This window comes from Acinetobacter sp. YH12126, assembly GCF_013418745.1.
GTDB lineage: Bacteria > Pseudomonadota > Gammaproteobacteria > Pseudomonadales > Moraxellaceae > Acinetobacter > Acinetobacter amyesii.
This window is the reverse complement of record NZ_VPBM01000005.1, coordinates 197735-221361: the sequence shown is the minus strand read 5'-3', so window position 1 is coordinate 221361 and position 23627 is coordinate 197735. Positions and strand designations below refer to the sequence as shown.

19 protein-coding genes, 1 tRNA gene and 1 pseudogene are annotated in these 23627 nt (G+C 37.1%); 12 read left to right on the top strand and 9 right to left on the bottom strand.

Annotation, left to right across the window (positions count from 1 at the left end; genetic code table 11):
- Window positions 1-206: 206 nt before the first annotated feature.
- The 7 genes from FTU62_RS04610 to FTU62_RS04580 form a co-directional block, all read right to left on the bottom strand.
- Window positions 207-662 carry a DUF962 domain-containing protein gene (locus tag FTU62_RS04610; RefSeq protein ID WP_180101958.1) on the bottom strand — a complete coding sequence of 152 codons (456 nt, stop codon included), beginning with the start codon at window positions 660-662 and terminating at the stop codon, window positions 207-209.
- Between the two features lie 152 nt (window positions 663-814).
- Window positions 815-1429, bottom strand: coding sequence for a septal ring lytic transglycosylase RlpA family protein (locus FTU62_RS04605; RefSeq protein ID WP_180007647.1), 615 nt, complete (start codon window positions 1427-1429; stop codon window positions 815-817).
- A 286-nt stretch (window positions 1430-1715) separates the two neighbouring features.
- Window positions 1716-2717, bottom strand: a complete 1002-nt coding sequence (gene mltB, locus FTU62_RS04600) for a lytic murein transglycosylase B (protein WP_078190309.1) — start codon at window positions 2715-2717, stop codon at window positions 1716-1718.
- Window positions 2718-3507: 790 nt separating this feature from the next.
- Entirely contained in the window at window positions 3508-4158 is a 651-nt protein-coding gene (locus tag FTU62_RS04595; protein WP_180101957.1) for a hypothetical protein, read from the bottom strand.
- 17 nt (window positions 4159-4175) lie between these two features.
- The gene (queF, locus tag FTU62_RS04590; RefSeq protein ID WP_180101956.1) at window positions 4176-4994 is read right to left on the bottom strand and encodes an NADPH-dependent 7-cyano-7-deazaguanine reductase QueF; all 819 of its coding nucleotides are present in this window, start codon (window positions 4992-4994) and stop codon (window positions 4176-4178) included.
- Window positions 4994-5767: an ABC transporter permease gene (locus FTU62_RS04585; protein ID WP_078190306.1), complete on the bottom strand. Its 774-nt coding sequence runs from the start codon at window positions 5765-5767 to the stop codon at window positions 4994-4996. The genes queF and FTU62_RS04585 overlap by 1 nt, the downstream gene beginning before the upstream one ends.
- A complete protein-coding gene (locus tag FTU62_RS04580) occupies window positions 5764-6699 on the bottom strand; it encodes an ABC transporter ATP-binding protein (RefSeq protein ID WP_168378014.1) in 936 nt (311 codons plus the stop codon). Before FTU62_RS04580 ends, FTU62_RS04585 begins: the two co-directional genes overlap by 4 nt.
- Window positions 6700-6887: 188 nt before the next feature.
- Between FTU62_RS04580 and FTU62_RS04575 the strand changes: the two genes are divergently transcribed.
- Both FTU62_RS04575 and FTU62_RS04570 read left to right on the top strand, forming a co-directional pair.
- Window positions 6888-6963, top strand: a tRNA-Arg gene (locus FTU62_RS04575).
- Window positions 6964-7126: 163 nt separating this feature from the next.
- Window positions 7127-8356: an integrase arm-type DNA-binding domain-containing protein gene (locus tag FTU62_RS04570; RefSeq protein WP_180101955.1), complete on the top strand. Its 1230-nt coding sequence runs from the start codon at window positions 7127-7129 to the stop codon at window positions 8354-8356.
- Between the two features lie 148 nt (window positions 8357-8504).
- Here FTU62_RS04570 and FTU62_RS04565 read toward each other — a convergent pair whose 3' ends face one another.
- A complete protein-coding gene (locus FTU62_RS04565) occupies window positions 8505-9164 on the bottom strand; it encodes a hypothetical protein (protein ID WP_180101954.1) in 660 nt (219 codons plus the stop codon).
- Window positions 9165-9328: 164 nt separating this feature from the next.
- Here FTU62_RS04565 and FTU62_RS04560 point away from each other — a divergent pair, with 164 nt between their 5' ends.
- The 10 genes from FTU62_RS04560 (at window position 9329) to FTU62_RS04515 (ending at window position 22546) form a co-directional block, all read left to right on the top strand.
- Window positions 9329-10897: a hypothetical protein gene (locus FTU62_RS04560; RefSeq protein WP_180101953.1), complete on the top strand. Its 1569-nt coding sequence runs from the start codon at window positions 9329-9331 to the stop codon at window positions 10895-10897.
- Window positions 10898-11179: 282 nt separating this feature from the next.
- Window positions 11180-12175 (top strand): inovirus Gp2 family protein, encoded by a 996-nt coding sequence (locus tag FTU62_RS04555; protein WP_257223061.1) that lies wholly within the window; start codon window positions 11180-11182, stop codon window positions 12173-12175.
- 58 nt (window positions 12176-12233) lie between these two features.
- The gene (locus FTU62_RS04550) at window positions 12234-13193 is read left to right on the top strand and encodes a hypothetical protein (protein ID WP_180101952.1); all 960 of its coding nucleotides are present in this window, start codon (window positions 12234-12236) and stop codon (window positions 13191-13193) included.
- 532 nt (window positions 13194-13725) lie between these two features.
- Window positions 13726-14094, top strand: coding sequence for a hypothetical protein (locus tag FTU62_RS04545; protein WP_180101951.1), 369 nt, complete (start codon window positions 13726-13728; stop codon window positions 14092-14094).
- Window positions 14095-14190: 96 nt separating this feature from the next.
- A complete protein-coding gene (locus tag FTU62_RS04540; protein WP_180101950.1) occupies window positions 14191-14538 on the top strand; it encodes a hypothetical protein in 348 nt (115 codons plus the stop codon).
- A gap of 78 nt (window positions 14539-14616) precedes the next feature.
- The gene (locus FTU62_RS04535; protein ID WP_180101949.1) at window positions 14617-15663 is read left to right on the top strand and encodes a DUF932 domain-containing protein; all 1047 of its coding nucleotides are present in this window, start codon (window positions 14617-14619) and stop codon (window positions 15661-15663) included.
- 152 nt (window positions 15664-15815) lie between these two features.
- Complete coding sequence (locus tag FTU62_RS04530) at window positions 15816-16859, top strand: YqaJ viral recombinase family protein (protein ID WP_180101948.1); 1044 nt, start codon at window positions 15816-15818, stop codon at window positions 16857-16859.
- A 113-nt stretch (window positions 16860-16972) separates the two neighbouring features.
- On the top strand, window positions 16973-17866 hold the full coding sequence (locus FTU62_RS04525; RefSeq protein ID WP_180101947.1) for a hydrolase or metal-binding protein: 894 nt from the start codon (window positions 16973-16975) through the stop codon (window positions 17864-17866).
- Window positions 17867-17958: 92 nt separating this feature from the next.
- The gene (locus tag FTU62_RS04520) at window positions 17959-18189 is read left to right on the top strand and encodes an AlpA family transcriptional regulator (protein ID WP_086213506.1); all 231 of its coding nucleotides are present in this window, start codon (window positions 17959-17961) and stop codon (window positions 18187-18189) included.
- A gap of 73 nt (window positions 18190-18262) precedes the next feature.
- Window positions 18263-22546 carry an NACHT domain-containing NTPase gene (locus FTU62_RS04515; RefSeq protein ID WP_180101946.1) on the top strand — a complete coding sequence of 1428 codons (4284 nt, stop codon included), beginning with the start codon at window positions 18263-18265 and terminating at the stop codon, window positions 22544-22546.
- Here the strand turns inward: FTU62_RS04515 and FTU62_RS04510 are convergent.
- Window positions 22543-23366: pseudogene (locus FTU62_RS04510) on the bottom strand (TIGR02391 family protein). The gene FTU62_RS04515 and the pseudogene FTU62_RS04510 overlap by 4 nt on opposite strands.
- Window positions 23367-23627: the final 261 nt, after the last annotated feature.

Genomic DNA, 23627 nt, shown 5'->3' with positions numbered 1-23627 from the left:
CAGATGAAGCTATCAACATAAAATTGGATTAACCATATTGAGTAAAAGCCAGTGTTTAAACACTGGCTTTTTGGTCGTATAAATAGAAAAAATGATTGGAAAAACTAAAGATAAATACACCTATAAACAATAAGGTTTTAAGCATCGAATATGAAGAAAACTGATGTGGAAGAAGTGAAAAAGAGATCTATGAAATTAATCATGCTTTAAATGCTATTTATTTGCGATTTATGGCGTGTTTTCCAATTACCAAGTACTTTTCCTGCAAATGTATCTAAACACCAAATAGGGCCAATGAGGAGGAATTGGAGATCTTTGAAAAAAGAGGGCTTTTTACCTTCAATTTTATGGCCATAAAATTGACCAATCCATGCGAATACAAAGAGTGCGATATAAAAGCCATATCCAACTGGTAGTACCCAAATTAGCCATGCCATGATTAACGTTAACGCGGCCATTGCAATAGCAAGCACAATGTCTAAACGTGCGTAAAAGATAAATGCTAAGGCAAGTAAGACAGCAGTAAGTAGCGCGCTAAAATGCGCCAATATGCCAACGATTGAAAAATAAATCGTGGGTACGCAAATCCAGTGAATCATTTTATTGGTTTTATTTTGATGACTTTCGCTGTATTCATCAAACCATTCGTTGATTGTTTTCATGATAGTCCTTAATCATGGGGAAGGACTGTAATATAAACAAGAATGCGGGAAGGGTCAAAATCAGGATTACTGATGATTTGAAAGACTAAGAGGCTTCAAATAAAAAACCACGCTAGGCGTGGTCTGTTAAATGCAGTCACTTCATTGGAGAATTAAGAATTTGGACCGTCTACGCGTTCAATGCTCACATTTGCAGTACCCGCACTGGTAATACCCAATTGCTTAGCAGCACCATAAGATAAATCAAGAACACGGTTACCATGGAATGGACCACGGTCATTTACTTTCACCACGACGCTTTTACCATTATTGCGATTGGTAACACGAATAAAGCAATTAAGTGGCAGGCTACGATGTGCTGCTGTAAGTGCGTTCATGTCAAACGTTTCACCGCTTGCTGTTTTACGACCGTGGAATTGACGACCGTACCAAGAAGCAGTACCTGTTTGAGTGAACTTACGAACAGTATTCGATGCAACAGTATTTAACTTTTCAATCACTGAAGGCTCATCTTCAGGAATTTCGATTTTAGCAGCGATTGTTTGACGACGAATTTTATCGCCAGAACGCTCAGTGATTGAAAGGCTACTTAAATTCGTAAAGTTTGAATTGAAGCTTTGAGCTTCTTTATTCAATACACGAGCTGCAAGACGAGAGTTGTCATTATCATGATTGAATGATGATGACTGAACCATCTCAGCTTGTGACTGACTTAGCGCAACTGCCGTGGCAAGCGCTAAGGCATATTTAATAATTGATGACTGCATTGTTTATCTCCCAATGGCATATTTACTGGTTCAACTAAGTCGCTGATATCCATGTAAACACGTCTGATATTTCACTTTTGCAACTATATTTAACGAGATGGATAATATTCATGCCATCAATAGGCTGTCTAGTGTTTAATTAAAATACTTTGAAAATGTCTAAAAAATTAACAATAGTTGGTTAAAAAATAATCAATAATGTAACAAGGTGTGTAAAATGTCGAATAAATGCTCATTTTGGTGAAAATATTTGTTGACTTTTTTGCTCTATAAGAAAAAACCAGTCTTATCGACTGGTAACTTCAGTGCCTAAAAGCCATAGTGCAGTCGCATACATACGGCTTTTGTTATAGGTTGTAATGACCTGAAAATTTGGATAAGTGATGTAATAAATTGGTCCATAACTATCTTGCAATTGGATGACATTGACTAAATCGAGATCATCGATTTTTACCAATGGATTCATAGGGGTTACACCTTGAGCCTTGAGTACACCATAGGGTGTTGGCTGGTTTAAATCCTTTGCAATAATAGCATCTGGGTTGTTTCCGCTATAGCGAGCAGCAAAAGCAATTGGTTGATTACGCTGCCAACCATAATTTGCTAAATAATTTGCAATTGAACCAATGGCATCGACAGCTGAATTACGCAGGTCAACATGACCATTGCCATCGTAGTCCACACCAAATTTTGGAATGTTACTTGGCATAAATTGAGGATAACCCACAGCACCTGCATATGAACCGACGACAGAGTTGGTTGGAACACCATCTTTATATGACCAAGCAATCAGTGCAGCAAGTTCATCTTGGAAATATTGCGCACGGCGTTCATAGCCAAAACCAAGGGTCGCCAAAGCATCACGGGTAATAAAATTACCTTTATTGCTGCCGTAGCCTGTTTCAACACCCAAAATGCCTAAAATCACGGATTGAGGCACACCAAATTGTTGTTCTGCACGATTTAAAGTGTCGGCATATTGATTTTTGAAGCGAACGCCGCGTTGAATTGTACTTTCAGCTAAAAAATTGGTTTTGTATTGGTACCAAGGCTTTGATTCACCAGGTCTATTCATAATGCTAATAATGTTGGGTAGGTTTTTACTGCCTTGCATTGCCCAATCAATTTGATTTTCACTCAGACCATAGGTTTGCATTGCATTTTGTTTAAAGCTTGCATATGCCGGATGAGATTGGAAGTCATTGGCCTGACAAAAACTGGTCAGTGAAAGTGAACCGGCCATAATGGCGATATGTGATAGTTTTTTATAAAAATTTCGATTTAACATAAATAAAAAATTTCCAGTTGCTTTAGCGATGAGTATGAACAAAATTTCGAGGGGCAAAGATCCTGAAAATTGTGATGACCTTGTGGTTTCATAGCTCATTAAAGGTAAAGTTTACCAATAGCAACTAAGATACCACTGACAGTGCATGCTTTCATAAATAGATATACAAAAAAAGACAAAGCAAAGGATTTATTCGCAGTTAACATATTGATAAGTGTCATATTCATTTACATAACTTGCAAATATTCACAAATCATTTGAAATAAAGATGACTCTAAAACTCATGCGTCATAAATATGCAGAACGAATAACCGTTATCGCGTTGCCAAATGTTGTTTAGAAGCTACAAAAGTTGCAATGTTATATCTAAAAATAAAGGGACAGGATTAAAAAGATACCGGTCTAAAACACCCATATGCAAGCAGTGGTTTATTCATTACATAGTTTTTGTTCGTCAGCGCTTCAATGCTGTTGAAAACGTCGCTATATATATAGTAGAAATATAGACTGAATGATAAAAAAGAAAGAGATTGAATATTAAAATGGACGCATTGAAATTTAAGCCAAAATGACGGCTCACATTAAAATATGATCTATATTCAGGTTCTTCCTGTTCTTTGTAGATTTTTAAAAATTGTGGATATCAATGTACTGTCTTTCTTTTAATAAAAATCTGTTCAATTCTAGAACTGTGTTTGCATGACTATATAGTCATTGTATCGGGATTCGATTTTATGCGTTTAGCCATAAAAAAACCTAGCCAAAGCTAGGTTTTGACGAAAAGCGAGATTTATTTGTTAAACATCGCATCATGTGCTTCTGCAAGGGCACTTAGCTCTTCTTTGGTTAAATTTGGGAAAATCTTATCAATTGCAATATGAATAGCTTTAATCACAGCAGAAGAACCGATATCGGCTGCTTTACGTTTAATCATGCCTAAATCGAGAGTTTTATTAAAGTCATTCATAAAATGACGCACTGCAGCTTCAGCAAACTGTTTATACAGTTCACCAAAAGCAGCTTTATTGATATCTACACCCGATTTAATTTCCGCATAACTATTTTTAAGGTTAGTGACTAGTCCTGCATCTAAACTTAGACCTACACGATAAGTGCCAGTCGCGTCTTGAAATAAACTTCGTTCTGAAAATTCAATGGATTGTTTCACCACATCATTCGGAGATTTACCCAATAGCTGCTTTAACAATACAGCGACTGTTGATTTGACATAGCCAGCCAGTTTTTCTGCTGTGTCGCGCTTATCGCTTGCAGGAAACAGATGAACAGGAGCTAATATAGTTGCACCAATGATTTCTTCATTAATCAGCAAAGCTGTTTTATCACGTAAAGGATAAAGGGGTTCACTCGAATTTTTTTTCGCGTGACCAGTTTGGATACTGCTTAGAAGTTCCTCAGAAGGAATAAAACCAAAAAATGGCATCACTAACCTCAATTTTTTTATTGTCGCGCCAATCGAATGGGGCGAGGCATCCATGTTAAATCCGATACACGACAAGGGTTGATATCCAATCCACCACGGCGTGTATAGGCAGCATATACCATCAGCTGACTTGGTTTTAAATGTTGCCAAATATCGGCAAACATTTGCTCCACACATTGTTCGTGGAAACCATTATGCTGACGGTAAGAAATAATATAAGCCAGAATACTACGATAACAAGGCTTAGTACCTTTATACCGTATAAATACCGTTCCCCAATCAGGTTGACCCGTGACTGGACAGTTACTTCTTAATAAATGTGAATAAAGTTGAATTTCAACTTCTTCTTGCGCTGCAGCTTCATCTAAAGAGAGTAAAGCTGCATTTGGATGATTTTCTAACTGGGTGGGTTCTAAGTCATCAATACAGATGCCTTGTGGTTTTGAAATTTCAACATCATCGACATGAAATAGATCAATAGTCACAGCGGCATTGGCTGCAGCAGATAAGTCTTTTTCAACGGTTGCTTTAAACGCTGCCTGAGAATCAAATTTGGTAAAGTTCATACTATTAAAGTAGAGCTTTAAAGATTTCGATTCGATGAGGTTGTCTGAACTTGCAGGCAAAGTTAAACGGCCAATAGCGACTTGAGGCACACCAGAAGCATTTAACCAAGAAATTTCAAAAACATGCCACCAGTCTGTACCTTGGCGGATGCCTTCCACATGGGCATATTGTTCACGTGCAGTGGCACGTGCAATCGGAAACAGAATATCAGGTTGATATTCTGTTGGGTAATTGGTGTCTTTGCCTAAAAGGGATTGTTCTACACTCATTATTCACGCATTCCTGAACCACGAGAAAGTAAATGATACGCCACGCCATAAAGTACAACGCAACATGCAGTAATTACTGTCAGTGAAATGCCGACATTCACATCGCTATGACCTAAAATACCGTAGCGGAATGCATTGACCATATACACGACAGGGTTGATTAAAGAGAGATTTTGCCAAAAAGGACTCAGTGATGAGATGGCATAGAAAACACCGCCTAAATAAGTCAGCGGAGTCAGGACGAAAGTCGGGATAATCGAAATGTCGTCAAAAGATTTTGCATAAACAGCATTAATAAATCCGCCAAGAGAAAACAGTAGCGAAGTAATGAGAACTGTATATATAGTTACGAAGATATTGGTCAGGTGTAATTCAGTAAAAAATAGGCTCATCGCAGTGACAATAAAGCCGACTAAAACACCACGGCAAACACCACCGATCACATAACCCCAAAGCACCATGTGTAACGGCACCGGGCTCATGATTAATTCTTCGATGCTTTTTTGAAATTTTGCACTAAAGAAACTGGATGACACATTGGCATAGCTGTTGGTAATGACCGCCATCATAATTAAGCCGGGCACGATGAACTGCATATAGCTAAAACCACCCATTTGCCCAATGCGTGAACCGACTAAATTACCGAAAATCACAAAGTACAAACTCATGGTGATTGCCGGTGGGAGAAGGGTTTGCGGCCAAATACGCATGAAACGGCGAATTTCTTTATACACTAAGGTGTAGAGGGCAATACACAGTTGGTTAAAATTCATTGTGCTGCACCTTCAAGATTTTTTTCGACCATACGGACAAATAGTTCTTCTAGTCGGTTAGATTTATTACGCATACTTCGAACTTGAATACCTTGAGATTCCATGAGTTGGAATAAATCATTCAAGGTATGGCCTTTATCCATAGTGACTTCTAAGGTGACAGGATCTACTAAGTTGAAACGGACACCAATAATTTCTATATGGATCGGTTCAATGGGTTCGGCTAGATCGAAAATAAATGTTTCTTCATTCAACTGGCTGAGGAAACCTTTCATGCTGGTGTCTTCTTTAATCACACCACGATCAATAATTGCGATTCGACGGCACAACATTTCAGCTTCTTCTAAATAGTGTGTCGTTAAAATAATAGACGTGCCTTTTTCGTTCATTTCAGTGAGGAAATCCCACATCGAACGGCGTAGTTCAATATCAACACCAGCAGTCGGCTCATCTAAAATCAGCAGTTTAGGTTCATGCATCATGGCACGAGCGATCATTAAACGGCGTTTCATACCGCCCGATAACATACGTGCTTGGGTACTGCGTTTTTCCCAAAGACCAAGCTTTTCTAAATATTCCTCTGCACGTTTCTCTGCTATCTTTTTAGAAATACCGTAATAACCAGCTTGAGTCACCAAAATATCAAATGTTTTTTCAAATTGACCAAAGTTAAATTCTTGAGGGACAACGCCCAAACACTGCTTTGCATGCGAGGGATGGGTATCTAAATTGTGCCCAAAAATTTCGACAGTACCTGAAGTTTTACGGGTTAGTGAACTGATAATACTAATCGTGGTAGATTTTCCTGCACCATTGGGACCTAAAAGTGCATAAAATTCACCTTCGGGTACTGTTAAATCAATACCTTTAAGCGCCTGAAACCCATTTTTATAGGTTTTTGACAGTTGCTTTAACGTTAGTGCATCAGTCATAAATAATTCACTCTATAAATAGTGTGAGTATTGTGCGATATCGGGGCAAATAAACCAAGTAAATCGTATGGAATTCTGCATTTTAAAAATAGAACGTTGTATAAAGCTTAAGCATAAAAAAGCCTAACATCTATATAGTTGCTTTACCTTACAGTTTTTTTTGTTATGATGTGCGCAATCCAAAATAAGCGCTCATAGCTCAACTGGATAGAGTACAGGTCTCCGAAGCCTGTGGCGTGGGTTCGAGTCCCGCTGAGCGCACCATTTCTTTGTTTTACCTCATCCGATGAAATACGAAAACATTTAAAAATAAACAACTTACGTATTTTTCTTATCCGATATTGTCCGAGCATGTTTTAGGTTATTTAAGTTTTTTGCGGTAACTTTTGCGGTAATTTCAAAATTATTGCAAAGGCTTACCGTAAAAATGCCAAAAATAATTGTAAATCTGACAGATACACAGATTCGTGCAGCTGTAAATTCACATAAAAAGTTATCAACCAAGGTTCAAATTAAACTTGCCGATGGTAAAGGACTATTTTTTATTATTGATAAAAATGGCAACGCCTATTGGAGATGGGACTATGCTCGCCCAATCACTAAAAAACGTAATAGTATTTCTTTTGGGACATACCCAGAGGTATCGTTGTTAAATGCACGAGCAAAAAGAACTGAATGTCGAGAATTACTCGCCCAAAATATAGATCCAGTAGTTTTGAAGAAAAATGACGAAGAAGCTAAATTAGGTAAAAATACTTTCGCTTTAATCGCTGATGAATATCGTAAGACGGAAGAACTTGAGCCTAGTACTCAGCGAAGAAACGAATTCGTATGGGATAAGCTATATGCATCAATAGGTGAGATGGTAATAACCGATATAACACCCACTCAGATTTTAGATGTTTGCCGTATTTACGAAAGGCAAGGAAAGACTGATTCCGCTAAAAGAATGCGAAGCAAAGCATCTCAAGTCTTTCGATATGCGATTGCTTTAGGATTGTGTCAATTTAATGTTGCGGACCAGATTAGTGGGATATTAAAAGTTGGTAAAACCAAGCATAGATCAGCGATCACAAATGAACAAATGCTAGGACAGTTATTGTGGAATATTAATAATAGTGTTGGCCGTGGTGATATCACAATAGACTATGCCGTGAGAATATTACCTCATGTTTTTGTACGTCCAGGAGAATTAAGAGGAGCGAAGTGGGCAGACATTAATTTTGAAAATAGTACATGGAGATACACTCCGCCTAAAACCAAGAATCAGACAGCCTTGCAACATATTGTTCCTTTGTCAGATCAAGTTTTAAAGTTGTTCCAAGAATTGTATCGCGTTACTGGACATACAGAATATTGTTTCGTGTCTATGCGAGATAAATCTAAAACTATTAGCGAATCGACTATTAATAAGCGATTAAAGCAATATGGCTTTGAAAATGGTGAAACAACTGGGCATGGATTCAGAGCAACAGCAAGAACTTTATTAGATGAAGTATTGAAATTTCCTATTGAACGTATTGAGCAGCAGTTAGCTCATCAGGTCCGTGATATGCATGGAAGGGCGTATAACCGAACAAAGTATTTGGAGGAGAGGATAGTGATGATGCAAGCATGGTCGAATTATTTAGAACAATTAATGCAAGAAAATGTATAGTAAATAATTTATAAATATTAGTGGGTTATGGTGACGTCATATACACCAGAATTCAATTCAGAAATGCTCGACTGAATATATAAGCCCTTAAATTCAATGTTTAAGGGTTCTATTATTGGTTGTATTGTCCGATCTGAACTAATACATCTTATTCAGAGTATGTTTCTGAAAGTTGTGGGCTCCCTCCATCAATACCATGCTCTTTGCAAAGATTTTCAAAATGTTCTTTGGCTGAAGTCTCTTTCAACAGTTTTTGCTTTAATTCAAAAGCTTCATCTTTGAGCTGTCTGATTACTGAAAGATTCCTGTTGATTTCATCGTTTAACATCTTAAGCTTAATTGACTTGGTTTCGATTTCTACTTTGGTTGTATATTGAGTCTTTTGGTTGAGGTAACCATTAACGAGATATTCAATGACAATCTCCTCTCTTTTCCATCCATTCACGTTTTTAATATGTTGAACGTTTGCTGATAATTCTTTATTAAAAAGGTATTGTTTTTTGACTAAATGGCTTTTTGTCTTTTCATTTTTATATTGAATAAATTTTTTTTTGAGTTGGTTGAAACATTCCAGAGACACATGAACTGAAAGGCCATTCCCTAAAATTGCCTGTTGAAAAGTGGGCAATATTTCTTGGGGAATTTGTTGGATGGAATATTTGTGTTCTCCAATAAATGTGTATCCAAAATTATGTCGTATGTACTGTACTAATCCATCTGCTTTTTGACATTCTTGATCTAAAAATTCAAATTTAAAATCTACATTCGTATTACACCACTTATTTAAATCTTGCTTAGGACGACCCATCTCACTTTCTCTTTAAAAATTTTGATTGTTTTTACTAAACTAAGCGTTAAGTACGTTTTTGAGTTAAGAGATTAATAAAATAAATTACAGTTAATATTATATATAAAAAACAATTAAAATAAATTAAACTTTTATTAGTGCGAATTGTATTTTTAGTATAAATAATGAACAAATATAATTTTTTATCATGCTTGTCTTTAATATACCTGCAACGACTTGAACTAACACTGTCGCCATTCGAGAGAATCGTTTTTTTTCGCCTATTTTTGACTTTTGGATATAAGCGATTTCAGAAGAAAGACATCAAGAAAATTGCTCTAAAAATTGACATTCATCATTTAAAGTTGGAAGAAGCATTTAGTGAACTATTAAAAAAATTTATACTTGTTGCTGATGGGCATCATCACATTAGAGTGAATCGGGAGTATCTAAAACAGCTAAATTTGCAAAAAAAAATAAAGAGTAGAATTCAAAGCCTTCTTAATCATCCCAAAAGAGAATTTTTACTTCATTTGTTCGAAAAGCTATTTCAGATCAAAATCAGTCATAAACAAAAGAATAGTCAACAATTATTGGCGATGGATTATAAGCAATGGTTAGTATTGGTTAACCTTGTTCTTTTGAGTGATCGAGATGGTGTTGTTCAGGGCGCAGGAACGCATGAGTTAACAAGTTATACCGGTTTAAGCAGGTTTGCTTTATTGCGTTGTATGACCTATTTGTTTAAACAGGGAATCTTACGGTCAAAAATTGATGGAACATTGAACAATGGCTATTTAAATTTTGTTTCCTCAATCTATTTTCTCAATCTTTCTCATGCGATTTGGGGAAAGAGGAGAATTTATGGAAGATTCATAATTTTCAATCATCCTCAACAGACACCTGTGTTAACTAGGCTTCTAGAAGCATTAAATACATGGAGTCCTGATGAACCCACTGTCAATTTTGAACAATTGGAGTTTATTCACAATTTTTTTATAGAGTCAGATCAAGCAGCAAATGTTGGTATTTTTCAATCAGATGAAAGTTCTATTCCACATTTGTTACAAGCCGCGAGTCACTGGAATACAGGATTTCACCAAGAATTTCATCTATCACGTGGATATGTTGCAAATAAAAAAAAGCTATCCCTTAATACAATCGAACTAAATTTCAAAAGACTGGATTATATCTTTCGCTATCTAGCATCTCATTATCCTAATATGGCTCCAGTCATCTATCCGCCTCAGAGTCAAATGGTTCCTGCTAACATAAAATCTAAGATAATGAAATTGTTTAAAAAGGTTGAGATTACAGAACAAGTAGAAAGAAAAGCTGCCACACATCAGATAAGGCTATCGGAAATCATGGAGGCACAAAACCAACTAAAGCAGGAAATAATGTCCTTACTTGTACAATATGCGTATCAAAGTGAGTTACGACTCGTTTTCGATGTTTTGGTTGAGGTGATTGGTCTGAATGATTTCAGCAGGGTAGTACCATTAGGTTGTGCTGATGAGTTTGCTACTTATAAAATTTACTTTAACCCTGATCATAGCCTTAAACAGGATGAGCTATATCTTATTGATTATGCTGATACTATGTTTGCCGAACTTAAAATGCCGAAATCGTCGACATTTGAAATTGTTAAGGCCTATAAGTCAAGTATCAAGCAAATAGACTTAGATATTAATAAACAAGTAGAGTTTGGATTAATTAGTAATCAATGTGTAGAAATGGATCACTTTGATTGATTTTTTGCTATAAAAGCTAATTTCTGCCTTAACTCTCGTAAATGGATATTTGAGTAAAATTGCATGAATGTTGTGAGCGAAAAGTACACTACCTTATATACAGATTAGTTTTGTTCCAGTTGGTTTGTAGACTAAGTCGGTAAATAATATTATTAATTAATAAACTAATTATAAATCTATTTACTTATACAGATCATAGATATCAACAGTGTAGATCACACATACATAATAAATAACTGTAACTCCTTAGTTATGCATCAAACATAACTAAGGAATCTTCAGATGTTGCAATACGATCTCTCTCATCAAGCTGCAGTAATGAATGCAGTGACTAACTTTGTTGATTACTTATTGAATATTGAGCTATGTGATACATCGTTCATTTATCACCTGTGCAAATTGATTCCTGCATTTAAGGTTTTTGACCAGGCGGATATTGAATACTGTACTTTGATTGGCGCGTTTAAAGAAATGGTGCGCTTAGTTGACGCTGGTCGAGGTGATTTAGGGATTGACGAATATCTGACACAGTTACGATATAGAGAAGTATCTAATCTTCGAAATCAGTTGAGACGTCATAGGTCTCTATACCTAGATGAAATTCGAATGTTTGAAGGGCAGGAAACTGATAACCAAAAGAGTTTTCTAGCTTATGTGCAGAGGATTCTTAAAGATCATTATAAAGTCTTGATTGTGCGTGTTGATTTGGGATATTTAAAAGTATCTATGTCAAATATTACGGTGCAGGATTTCTATAACCATATTGAGTCAGTGCGTAATTTATTGAAAGATAAGAATGGCTGTTTTAAGTATCTTTTGGGTTATGGGCTGGCATTAGAGCAGGGTGTTACAAAAGGCTACCATGCACATTTAATGCTGATCTACAACGGTTCTGAGCGTTGTAAGGATTGGTACTTGGCTGATGAAGTGATTCAAAAGTGGCAAAAGATCACTCAAGGCTTAGGTTACGGACTCAATAACAATACCCCTGAAAAGAAAAAACAATACGCTGATCGAGGCTTATTAGGGATAGGCATGATTCATCGTTATCAGTCTTTAGAAGAGCGGAATGCTTTGAATGTTGCCCGTTATCTCACTCAGCCTGAAAAGTTCATGCAGAGGATGTTGATTAAGCCATCGAATAAAAGAACTTTCTTTAAAGGAATTTACCGCGAGCATGGTCGTAAGTACAAGATCAATCATCCAATATCAGCAGAAGTAGGAATTTGGTCTGAACAAGATGTAGATGATTTATTGGATGAGCCAATCGTCATTTAACTGTAAAAAAATATGGAGTGGACAGTTCTATGAAAAATATCACTTTATAGGACTCTCCATGGACATTACCTACATTGAACACCAGACTGCACCACGTTTAGAGCAAGATATACACAACTTCTTTACTCAAGTGCGATTTGGTTCACCCATCCCGCCCATGACTCATGATGAACATATTCAGAAAATCATTGAAGAAACGGCTCAAGTATTACTAGAGTACTTTCGAGAGTGGAATGAGCTGATGTTTCATCATCGAGATTCAGATTGCAGTTTCTGGGTGACACAATTCAGAAACGCCTATTTTACCGTCTTACAGCAAATCGATTCGCGTCAGCATTATTTTAATCCAACAGCCAAACATACTGCGAAATGGCTAGCTGAGCATATTTTAAGTAAATTGAAACTGTTATTTGTAACTACTGGTTTCCATGAGACTTTAAATCAAACTAATGAGCAATACGAGAAGAGAGTTAATCATTTACGTGACCTTTATTGTGAAGTCAGCAAATTGAGCGTAGATGCGCCTGATTTAAAATTTTATCTGAGTTATCCAGCAGGTACTGAACTGTTGCTATCAGTCGATCAGGTAATTCAATCATTTAGAGAATTTGAAAAGAAGTTAACATTCCTGCCATGGTTTCGCTCACAAGTGATATTTAGTTATTATCACTTAATTCGCGACACAACTCGAAACTGTTACGTGATTAGATTCTACCTCACCTTTCAAACAGTCTTTTATTCTGATGATATTGACTATTCAATTGATCTTCTAAGACTGTGGCAAGATGTTACGTACGGTATGGGTATTTTATTTGACATTCCAGATGAAGAAGTACAGAAACCACAGGGTAATCCCTTTGGATATAACCCAGATGGGCTTTTGAACTTTCCTGAGCCTAAAAATCCATTGGATGATCTTAGTGACTTACCTGATACGCTGACGAGCGTAAATGAGCAGATGAATAAGATATGTATCACAACACGTGGTTTTAAAATCTTCAATGGCAAGAAACGGTGATTGGGGCTCATCCAAGTCAATGAAAATAGATAGATCCCTGTATTCAATCTAGTGGATAGATGGGACTTTCGATACGTACAGTATTGAACTTAGGCTTATGTACCACTATTTATTCCCATAATTCCTAATTTAACGTAATGGAATGCCAGTTTTCCTTAGCTGATTAAGTTAACCGGTGATCGGGTGGGAAGTATGTGGGATTAGTCACAAGATCAGTGAACGTAGCATGATCACAAATTGAGATAAAACACAAAGCTATGAATGAGATTTTTGCCCCATCAGTTGTAATGCCAGCGCATAAGCAAAATCAGGAGACATTGATTCTGCAATGAAGAATGCTTGAGGTGGGGATAAGTCTAAGAGCTGTTTGCAGTAAAGGGTAGCCAGTATTGGCGAAACACGCAAAATTTAAAAGAATAAAGCAATTTCAAATACATATTACCTAGATGTGAGGGCATTTCTTCTCAGTAAACTTTGAGGGGCATATGCCTATAGGGCTATATCTAAATATAGGATTTAGGGGAAATTTATAATGAACAACTTATTCAAAAATCTGAGCTTTGCTGTATTGGCATTTATATCTGTACTGACTTTACAAGGCTGCAGTTCAAGTCTTGATCCTGATACGTTTTCAGTAGAGTTAAATGAAGCGGGTTTGTACTCGTGGAGTACTCCAGTGATTTCTATTCGTTCTAATACAGCTGAACCGATAGAGGTGACGAATGTCATAGTCAATAACGGGCAGTGCAGCTTTATCGGTCATGATCGAAGATTTAACTTTCTATTGCATTTTCAGATGGGACAACTTGCTAGATTAAGAGTCACTAAATGCAGTTTTGCCAATGTGGTACAGGTGGATATTGAAACCACTGAAGGAACGGTAAGCTATAGCTTTAACTAGCCGATCTCATTGGTTAAGACAGTAAAATCAATGAATCAAAAAGCCGAGTCCATGAAGGACTCGGCTTTTTTATGTCTAAACTTTAAGGAAATAAAGATGAATTTAATTATTTGTCCTGCATGTGGCGGTGACGAAACTGAAATGGTCGGCCCTCAACTTTCTACATCCATTGAATTTCAGCAGCCAAGGTCTTTAAAGCCGCCTATTCAAAATCTGATTCAGAACGTTGTGAATTATGCCGCGATGGGTGCATCTAGCGCTCGACTGATTAAGGGGCAGCGTACGATGATTTATGTATTTGGGGCTTTAATCGGTGGGGCAGTTGGCTGTGCAGCCTGCATCTTGAAACACATCCATGAGCAGCATTCCGAAAACCATATGAAAGATGAATCTCAGCCGCAAGTACATCACCATTGTTTGGAGTGCGGACACTACTTTAACTAGATTTGATGGAATTTAGACGGTAGTTGTTTTTAATCCCCTAATTTGAATAGTCAGTAAAAATTAAAAGGAAATAAGTATATGGCACATTTAATTGAAAAAATGGCTTATGTCGGTGAAACCCCATGGCACGGTCTTGGCAATCAGCTCGCGCAAAATCAGCCGATTGAAGTCTGGGCGAAACAGGCAGGCATGGATTGGCGTATTGAATCATCAAACGTCAGCTACATGGCACAAAATGAACGTGGGCAAAGCATCATCATGCCTTTCGAGGAACAGCGCGTACTTTACCGCTCGGACACCCATGCACCTCTATCTGTGGTCAGTCAGCGCTATCAGGAAGTCCAGCCTGCAGAGGTGTTAGAGTTTTACCGTGACTTAACAGAGCAATCGGGTTTTGAATTGGAAACAGCTGGGGTACTCAAAGGCGGAAAAAAATTCTGGGCTTTGGCTAAAACCGGGCAGACAGCAGCACTCAAAGGTAAAGATGTCAGTAATGGCTATATCTTATTGGCTACGGGCTGTGATGGAACACTAGCGACAACTGCACAGTTCACTTCAATCCGTGTGGTGTGCAATAACACCTTAGCGATTGCTCTCAAAGGACAGAACAGCAGTGCAGGTGTGGTCAAAGTCCCGCACAGCACTCGTTTTGATGCCCAAAAGATTAAACAGCAGTTGGGAATTTCTGTCCGGGCATGGGATGAACATATGTATGAAATGAAACAGCTCAGCCAGCGTAAAGTCACTCAAAGTGAGGCAGCAGCTTATTTTGATGCCGTGTTTAACAATAGTAGCTTGAGTCCGAATGAGCAGGACGAAGGTATTATTCAGTTCTACCGCAATGTCGCTATCCAAGCTAATTCAGCCCCTAAAGCTGAAAACAAGACTGAGCCGAATGGACGTGCCATGTCGAAAGTCATGACCATGTTTAATGGTCATGGCCGTGGGGCAGAACTGAGTTCAGCTAAAGATACCGCTTATGGTTTGCTATGCAGTATTACAGAATTTGCCGATCATGAACGCCGGGCTATGAGTCAAGATCACCGACTCGATTCAGCATGGTTTGGCGCAGGTGCTGGGTTGAAGCAGCGTGGGCTCGAACAGGCGCTGCGAATGCTTGCTTAAGATCAATAGTTCTCCTTTTTATAAATTAACCTAAATATTACAGAACAAGGCCAAATATTTTTCTTCACTTATGAATCAAATACCAAGCTCTTAAAGCCGTGTCTTTAGGCACGGCTTTTTTATGCCCAAAATTTAAATTAGAGGAATTAACAATGAATCATTTATCAAATCTACCTGCAGCATATGTACAGCCTAAAGTATTCCGTGCTCCTAAAAATTTTACCGCAAAACGTTTTATGGCGACTAAAAATATGACTCAGGCCGAATGGCTGGAAGTGCGAAGGCAAGGCATCGGCAGCAGTGACTGCGCAGCAGCCTGTGGGCTCAACCCTTATATGTCGATGCTGGAATTGTGGATGATCAAGACTGGAAGGATCAAGCAATCGATTGAAGATGAAAGCGAAGGCCATGCTCCGCTGTATTGGGGCAAGCGTTTAGAGCCCTTAGTGGCTGAGTATTACAGCATGCATACCAACTATAAAGTCCGCCGCGTCAATGCTGTGCTGCAGCATCCTGATCCAGACAAGCATTTCATGTTAGCAAACTTAGATTACTCTGTAGTGGGTGACGCAGATGTGCAGGTTCTAGAATGTAAAACCGCAGGGGAATATGGTGCTAAGCTTTGGCGGGATGGTGTGCCTCTATATGTACTGTGTCAGGTCCAGCATCAACTGGCTGTGACGGGGAAGAAGGCAGCACATATCTGTGTGCTGATCTGCGGACATGAAACCCGCATATTTAAAGTGACCCGTTCAGAATCGGTGATTCAGCATATCGTGAATGCTGAGCGTTACTTCTGGGAGTGCGTGGAAAAGGATACACCGCCTGATGCAGATGCTAGTGAATCGGCCGCCAAAGCTTTGCAATTACTGTATCCAGAGCATGTGACGCTAAGTACGACCGATCTCTCGTTAGATGATCAAGCCAACCAACAGTTTGAGCAGCTGATTCAAGCACGCAATCAAATTGAAAAGCACCAAGAGCAATTCGATCTGCTGAAACACCAGCTGCAGGCCAAGATGCAGGAGGCTGAGCGCGCAACTTTCAAAGCAGGTTCAGTCACGTGGAAAAAGGCCAAAGACTCGATTAGCTTAGATAGCAAAGCACTACTTAAAAAGCACCCTGAATATCTGAACCAATTTCCGCAAAGTAAAATAGGTTCAAGACGCTTCAATATTTATCCAGATGGTGAATGAGATGAAATCAATCTTTTGCTATTCGCAAGCAAATCAATTTAAGGACATAACGATCCCATGCCAAACAGCATGGGATTTTTTATGCCGATTTCATTGTTAAAAAGAGGAATATCATGATTAAAGGCTTAGCAATCACACCGCCTATTTTAGGGCGAATCAGCATTGGCCGAATGGTGGAAAAGAATGGCAAGCGTCTGCCTGAAAAGGATGATCAATTCACCATTACCAGTCAAATCCAAAGTAAAGATAGTGGTTGGATCAAACATCCGTTAGATGAACAGCTGCGGGCTAAAGCATCCAATCAAAAACTCCGCTCAATTCCTGTACGGATGATCTTTAATGATCCTGAGCTGAATCTGCGTGCAGAGTACAGCTTATTTGACCGTCAAACTGGACGACCTGTTTGTGTCGGCAATGGTGAAACTTGCCAGCGATTGACTAATCAAGGTGTAGAGCAGCATCCATGCCCATCCCCTGATTTATGCTCAATGGCTCAAGGCGGGCACTGTAAGCCTTATGGGCGTTTGCATGTGAACTTGGATGAGTCGGATGAGCTTGGGACCTTCATTTTTAGAACCACAGGCTTTAACAGTATAAGGACCTTGGCCGCACGACTAAGCTACTATCATGCAGCATCGAATGGTTTACTTTCATGCTTGCCATTGCAACTTACACTTCGGGGTAAATCCACGACCCAAAGCTATCGCCAGCCTGTGTATTACGTGGATTTAACTTTGCGTGAAGGAGTTGATTTAAAGCAAGCTATACAGACTGCTAAAGAAATTGATCAACAGAGTAAATCTAGTGGTTTTAATCAGGAAGCTTTAGATCATAAGGCGAGACAGGGTTATGCAAATGCAGTTTTTGAAATGGATTCAGGTGATGGGTTAGACGTCATTGAAGAGCTTTATCCATCTGAAGAAGGCAGCGAAGATGCTCAACAAAAGAAAACCACAAACTTGAATTTACAGAATGAGTTACAGCGTTCTGTTCAAACTTTGAATTGAAAGATTGTTGAGGTTTAAGCAGATTAAATTTTTACGGAGCTGCGTATCATTTGAGCGAATAACCGCTCGCATGAATGATTAGGAGTAAACTCATGAATGCGTTTGTTGGTCAAACTTTTCAAATGAATCAACTCATCAGTATTAAGCAGGTTGTAGAAATTGTAGGTGTTGCACGTTCTACTATCTATGAAATGATGGATGAAAACTCACCGTATTACGATCCGACTTTTCCAAAGAAAGTTAAAATTACGCAAAACCGTATCGGTTGGTCAGCTTATGAGATCCATCAGTGGATTGAAAATAAGTTGGCGAGTCGAGAATAAGGGATGCTTTGTCCCTTATTTTTTTTTAAAATGGTATGCTACTGATAAATTAAGAATAATTTCTGAATAAATTATGAGTCAATATATTCAACTAAACCGTAAATTTTCCCCAATAACACCTAAACAAAATTTAGATGTAGCTAACTTGGATTATTCGTTGACTACAGCATATTGTGAGGAAAAAACATGGGATGATTTGTTAGCTGAGTATAGATGTGTAATTTTGGCCGAAGCAGGTGCAGGAAAAACGATAGAATTTGAAGAATGTGCAAAAAGGATTCAGGCGGAAGATAAATATTCTTTCTTTATTCGCATTGAAGATATTGATAGTGAATTTGTAGATGCATTTGAAGTAGGAGATGAATCTCTGCTTGATGAATGGCTAGACTCTGCTGATCCAGCATGGTTTTTTTTAGATTCGGTAGATGAAGCACGTTTAAAGGATCAAAAGCAATTTGAGAAAGCAATTAGAAAATTTGCAAAGAAAGTTATGCCCGCTGCACGTAGATGTCATATTTATATTTCAAGCCGTCCTTATAGTTGGGGATTTGAAAGTGACGAAAACTTTTTAGATAAAGAATTATATTACGGGATTATAGATGATAAGGATGAATCTAATAGGGAAGAAAAAGTAAAAAGTGCGCTAAAAGTTTTTTCTCTTGCTCCTTTGAATCTTGATGATATTAAATTTTTTTGTGAAATTAGATCAGTTGAAAATATTCCAAGCCTTCTTAATCAGATTGAAAGTTATGATCTTCTTGGATTGGCAGAAAGACCTTTTGATTTGGATAATATTATTGATAAATGGCGCAAAGACACTGTCTTAGGATCTAGAACTGAGATAATTGAGCATAATATTAAACAAAGGTTAACCGACAGGCATACTAGAGGTAGAAAAATTTTAAATATAACTCTAGAAAGACTTCAAGATGGGGCTCAACGTTTAGCTGCTGCAGTAATATTGACTCGTAAAGCTAACATTAATGTATCCAACTCCAATCCGAATATTGACAATTTAGATCCAATTGAAATTCTTCCAGATTGGAATCCTGAAGAAATTCTCGTTTTATTAGGCTGTGGCATTTTTAATGATATTGTCTATGACGCAGTTCGTTTTAGACATAGGGATATTAGGGAGTTTTTAGCAGCTCAATGGTTTATAAAATTGCTGAAAGGAGATAATCGTCTGGAAATAGAATCTCTATTCTTTAGAGAACAATTTGGGGAAAGAATAGTAACGCCCACGTTAAGATGTGTTCTACCTTGGATAATTTTAAAAGATCAAAAAACATGTGATTATGTTTTGAAGAACCAACCTGAAATCGCTTTTGAAGGTGGAGACCCTTCGCAGTTAACACTTGATGCTAGAAAAAAAATATTTGTAAATTTTGTAGAAAGAATAGCGAATAACTTAGATAACAGAAGTGTAAGGGATAATGACTCTATAGCTAAAATATCAAACAAAGATTTAGAAGAAAATGTGCTGGAACTTATACAAAAATATTCAGCTAATGAAGATGTTATATTCTTTTTAGGTCGTATGGTTTGGCAAGGTCAACTTGAAAAGTGTGTTCCTGCATTAATAGATATAGCTTTAGATCAAGTTAATGGTATGTATGCAAGACGTATAGCAACTAGAGCTGTCATGTCATGTGGATCAGAACAACAAAGAAAGCAGCTTTGGAATGATTTGAATGCTAGTGGAGAAATATTAGAGCGTAGACTGATAGTAGAGCTAGTCAGTGAAATTGATCAACCTGATGTAGAATTTATAAGTCTAGTAATTGATTCATTGAAAAATTCAGAAACACATCAGAAATATGAATATAGTGGACTGAGTAGAGCTTTACAGAAATTAATAGAAAAGTGTAATGAGCAGTTAAAATTTGATTTTTTATTAGGGTTAATTGGCCTTTTGCATATACAGCCTTATGTTGATAAGGAAAATTGCAAAATTTCTGAGAAATATGGTTGGTGTTTAAAGTTAGCGTACAAGATTATTGAGGAACTAATTAGTTTGCATAGCCAATTTATGTCTCAACCCTCGGTACTTGAATTCTTAGTACAAGGCCAGCGATTAATCCACTATAACGATTATGATGAAAACGAAGAAAAAAATAATTTAAGTAAGTTAATTCCAAAGTGGGCGAAGTTAAATGAGGCACTCTATTGCAAAACTATAGAAATAGCCCGTCAAGATTACAAGCAGAGTAAAAATGAGGAATTAACAGATGATTGGCAATATTGTTATTATGGACAATTTTGGCAATTTGATAGTGGAAATTTTGAAAGTTTACTCCAATTTATTCCTCTAAAGCAGACTGATGCAGAGAAACTCATTGTTCTGAACAGAGCTTATTATATTTATACAAGAGAGAATAAACCTAGCTGGATGTTTGAAAATTTAAAACAAGTTATTGAGGGAAACTGTGTTCTTACTAATCGACTCAAGGAATTAGTGAGTCCATTTATAAATGAGAATTTTTTAAAGTATGAGCGAAAAGAACAAGATAGGAAAAAAGAAACAGAGAGGACATTAGATGAAAGAGCAACTCTGAGAAAGCAATGGATGCAAGCTCTACAGCATGATCCACAGCGCTTGATAAATTCTCCTACTTTTCTGAAGGGGGATTTAACTCATGATATATATTGGTTAATGCAAGAATTTAAAAATCCTGAGATTTCAACTAAACGAGATGGTTATGCAAATTGGCATCAATTAAAGACAGAGTTTGGAGAAGAGGTTTCGTTTGCATATCGTGAATCAGCTATAAAATTTTGGAGACTCTATACCCCTTGCTTATATTCAGAGGGCAGTGTAGGAAAAAGCTCTATTCCTTATGCAGTCATTTTTGGTCTGGCTGGACTAGAAATAGAATCAAGTGAAGAACAAAATTTCCCTCATAATCTGACTAGGGATGAAGTGTCACATGCCTTACGTTACTTAAGTTGGGAACTTAATGGTTTTCCAACATGGCTTGAGAGGTTGTATCAGGCTTTCCCTGATGATGTGATTGATGCTGTAATGAAAGAAGTACATTGGGAGCTTCAGCAATCAAGTGCAAACAACAAGGAAAATTACAATCATATTGTTCATGATCTTCTTTTTTATGCCCCATGGATTCATAAAGCTATTGCACCAAAAATTTACCAATGGTTTGTAAGTGATTCTAAAAATATCCATCATGATACAGCTAAGTATTTATTACAAATTCTATTAAATTCTGAGTTAGATAGTGAGAGATATTTTGAATTAGCCAAGAAAAAAGTTAATGAAGCAAAAAGTGTCAAAGAGAAGGCATGGTGGCTTGCTTTATTGGTAGATAGTAATCCTGAATTTGGTATCATTGAATTAGAAGCTTGGTTGAAAAGTTTAGACCCGGAAGATAGTAAATCTGCTGCCCAAATATTTGTATGTCATCTATTAGGCGAAAGAGATTCAATTAATGGCAGAGCAGGGAAAGATGAGTATAAAAAAATCAAGAATCTCAAAGCACTGTATTCATTGGTTAATAGATATATAAAACACGAAGAAGATATACATAGAGCAGGTACTGGTGTTTATAGTCCGGGTTTGAGAGATCATGCTCAAGATGCTCGAGATGAACTTTTTAAGCTTTTACAAAATACTCCAAGTTCTGAAAGTTATTATGCTCTGAAAGAGCTAGCAAGTGTTGAAGTTGACCTAGATCGTAAGTCATGGCTCAACAAATTAGCTACGAATATCGCTGTAACTTGTGGAGATATAGAGCCATTTGAATTGGATAGTGTATTGGAGTTAGAAAACTCACGAAATATTAATCCAAGGTCTCATAAAATGTTATTCGACTTAGCACTTTTAAAAATTTTAGAGTTAAAAGATTGGTTAGAAAATGGTGATGATAGTACTGCTAGAACTTGGATTCGAGTACCTGAAGAAGAGGAAATGAGAAATTTAATTTCGGCTGAGTTGAAGAATAGGTCTAATAGTAAGTATTCAATTTCACAGGAATATGAACTTGCGAATAATCAGAGAACTGACATTAAATTTCATCACCCAAATGTTAGTAGCTCCGTGCCTGTAGAATTGAAAATCTTAGATAAATCTTGGACAGGTACAAAGTTATGCGAGCGACTTAGAAATCAATTGGTTGGGGATTATTTACGGGAGAGTAATGCTACTTGTGGAATATTTTTATTAGTTGCACAAGAGTGTGAAAAAAAATGGAAGATTAATGGGGAGTTAACCAGATTAGAATATCTTGAAGATACGTTGGATAGATATTGGCAGGGAATAGCCAAGGATTGGCCTAGTATTGATACGATAAAAGTTATAGTTATAGACTTAAGTAAAAGAAGTATAGTTTCAAAAACTTAGGTATTTGATGGTTCATTGTCTAGTAGATATAATTCATTAATAAGTAGGAACTCTCGATATTTCTCAATTACATTTTCATCTTTTTCGCGATGGGCACGAGTATTACGAAAAGCCATGTATGTATCAGTGAATAAATTTACTAGCCCGTTAATTTCTATACTGTCTGGTACGTCCCATGTAAAGACAGCATTTTCACCTTGAAAGACTTGTGTAAATAGTTTGGTGCTATGCTCATTTATACCAGTACATGTACGAACAATGCCTTTAAGTCTTTTATAAGCTTTTGTTAAAGTAGAGTCGGGATGTTGGTTAAACAGTAAAGCGAGGTCAAAAAATCGGTCATCAATAATTGCATAGGGTAGTTCTAAAGGGTAGTAACGCTTAGATTTTGTATTTTGGTCTGCTTCATTTTCGAAGGGATAAATATAATCATGCAGACAAATAGGGCGAATGATTTTTGTTGAAAAATAAAATCGATATCCTGATCACTTAATGATGAGCTATTCAATCTATTAAGGAGCTTTAAGGATAATAGAATTTCTTAAGTTTCAATTCGATGCTTGCTTAAACAAGCTAATGCTTTTGCTAGACCCTTTGGTCTTTCACCAGAATAACCTGATGTAAAGCCAGACCGAATGACGTAATGATTTTCAGAGCTATCCTTGATTATAAAGGTATGAGACTGTTCACTAGTAAGCAAGAGAGCGTAACTTAGATCTGCATGAGTTTGGATTAAATTATGCAGGCTAAAGAGACATGTTTCTGTAATTCCTGCTTCGCCCAAGCAATCGACGCGATAGTAATTTTCTGTTTTAAACATTTTTATTAATGAATTAGTTGTTTGAAAAGATGATGGGGTAAATTGGGGAAAAAACTAGAGCTTCAATTTTTTTAATGGCTAGATTTCATTTAAGATTTAGAGTGAGTTCAATTGCCACCACCTCCAATTAAATTAATTTATGTTTTTGGACAACTTAACTTGTTAAATCAATTTTAAATTAATGCTCTATATAAAGTGTATTTAGACATTTGTATATAGATATAAATTTGAAGTAATTATTGCTATATTTTTCACAATTGT

Coding starts and splice junctions, on each gene's coding strand:
- FTU62_RS04545 (WP_180101951.1), top strand. CDS start 13,726: ATGAACAACTTATTCAAAAATCTGAGCTTTGCTGTATTGGCATTTATA.
- FTU62_RS04550 (WP_180101952.1), top strand. CDS start 12,234: ATGGACATTACCTACATTGAACACCAGACTGCACCACGTTTAGAGCAA.
- FTU62_RS04515 (WP_180101946.1), top strand. CDS start 18,263: ATGAGTCAATATATTCAACTAAACCGTAAATTTTCCCCAATAACACCT.
- FTU62_RS04585 (WP_078190306.1), bottom strand. CDS start 5,767: ATGAATTTTAACCAACTGTGTATTGCCCTCTACACCTTAGTGTATAAA.
- FTU62_RS04570 (WP_180101955.1), top strand. CDS start 7,127: ATGCCAAAAATAATTGTAAATCTGACAGATACACAGATTCGTGCAGCT.
- FTU62_RS04610 (WP_180101958.1), bottom strand. CDS start 662: ATGAAAACAATCAACGAATGGTTTGATGAATACAGCGAAAGTCATCAA.
- FTU62_RS04560 (WP_180101953.1), top strand. CDS start 9,329: ATGAACAAATATAATTTTTTATCATGCTTGTCTTTAATATACCTGCAA.
- FTU62_RS04525 (WP_180101947.1), top strand. CDS start 16,973: ATGATTAAAGGCTTAGCAATCACACCGCCTATTTTAGGGCGAATCAGC.
- FTU62_RS04520 (WP_086213506.1), top strand. CDS start 17,959: ATGAATGCGTTTGTTGGTCAAACTTTTCAAATGAATCAACTCATCAGT.
- FTU62_RS04530 (WP_180101948.1), top strand. CDS start 15,816: ATGAATCATTTATCAAATCTACCTGCAGCATATGTACAGCCTAAAGTA.
- FTU62_RS04535 (WP_180101949.1), top strand. CDS start 14,617: ATGGCACATTTAATTGAAAAAATGGCTTATGTCGGTGAAACCCCATGG.
- queF (WP_180101956.1), bottom strand. CDS start 4,994: ATGAGTGTAGAACAATCCCTTTTAGGCAAAGACACCAATTACCCAACA.
- FTU62_RS04580 (WP_168378014.1), bottom strand. CDS start 6,699: ATGACTGATGCACTAACGTTAAAGCAACTGTCAAAAACCTATAAAAAT.
- mltB (WP_078190309.1), bottom strand. CDS start 2,717: ATGTTAAATCGAAATTTTTATAAAAAACTATCACATATCGCCATTATG.
- FTU62_RS04540 (WP_180101950.1), top strand. CDS start 14,191: ATGAATTTAATTATTTGTCCTGCATGTGGCGGTGACGAAACTGAAATG.
- FTU62_RS04605 (WP_180007647.1), bottom strand. CDS start 1,429: ATGCAGTCATCAATTATTAAATATGCCTTAGCGCTTGCCACGGCAGTT.
- FTU62_RS04555 (WP_257223061.1), top strand. CDS start 11,180: ATGTTGCAATACGATCTCTCTCATCAAGCTGCAGTAATGAATGCAGTG.
- FTU62_RS04565 (WP_180101954.1), bottom strand. CDS start 9,164: ATGGGTCGTCCTAAGCAAGATTTAAATAAGTGGTGTAATACGAATGTA.
- FTU62_RS04595 (WP_180101957.1), bottom strand. CDS start 4,158: ATGCCATTTTTTGGTTTTATTCCTTCTGAGGAACTTCTAAGCAGTATC.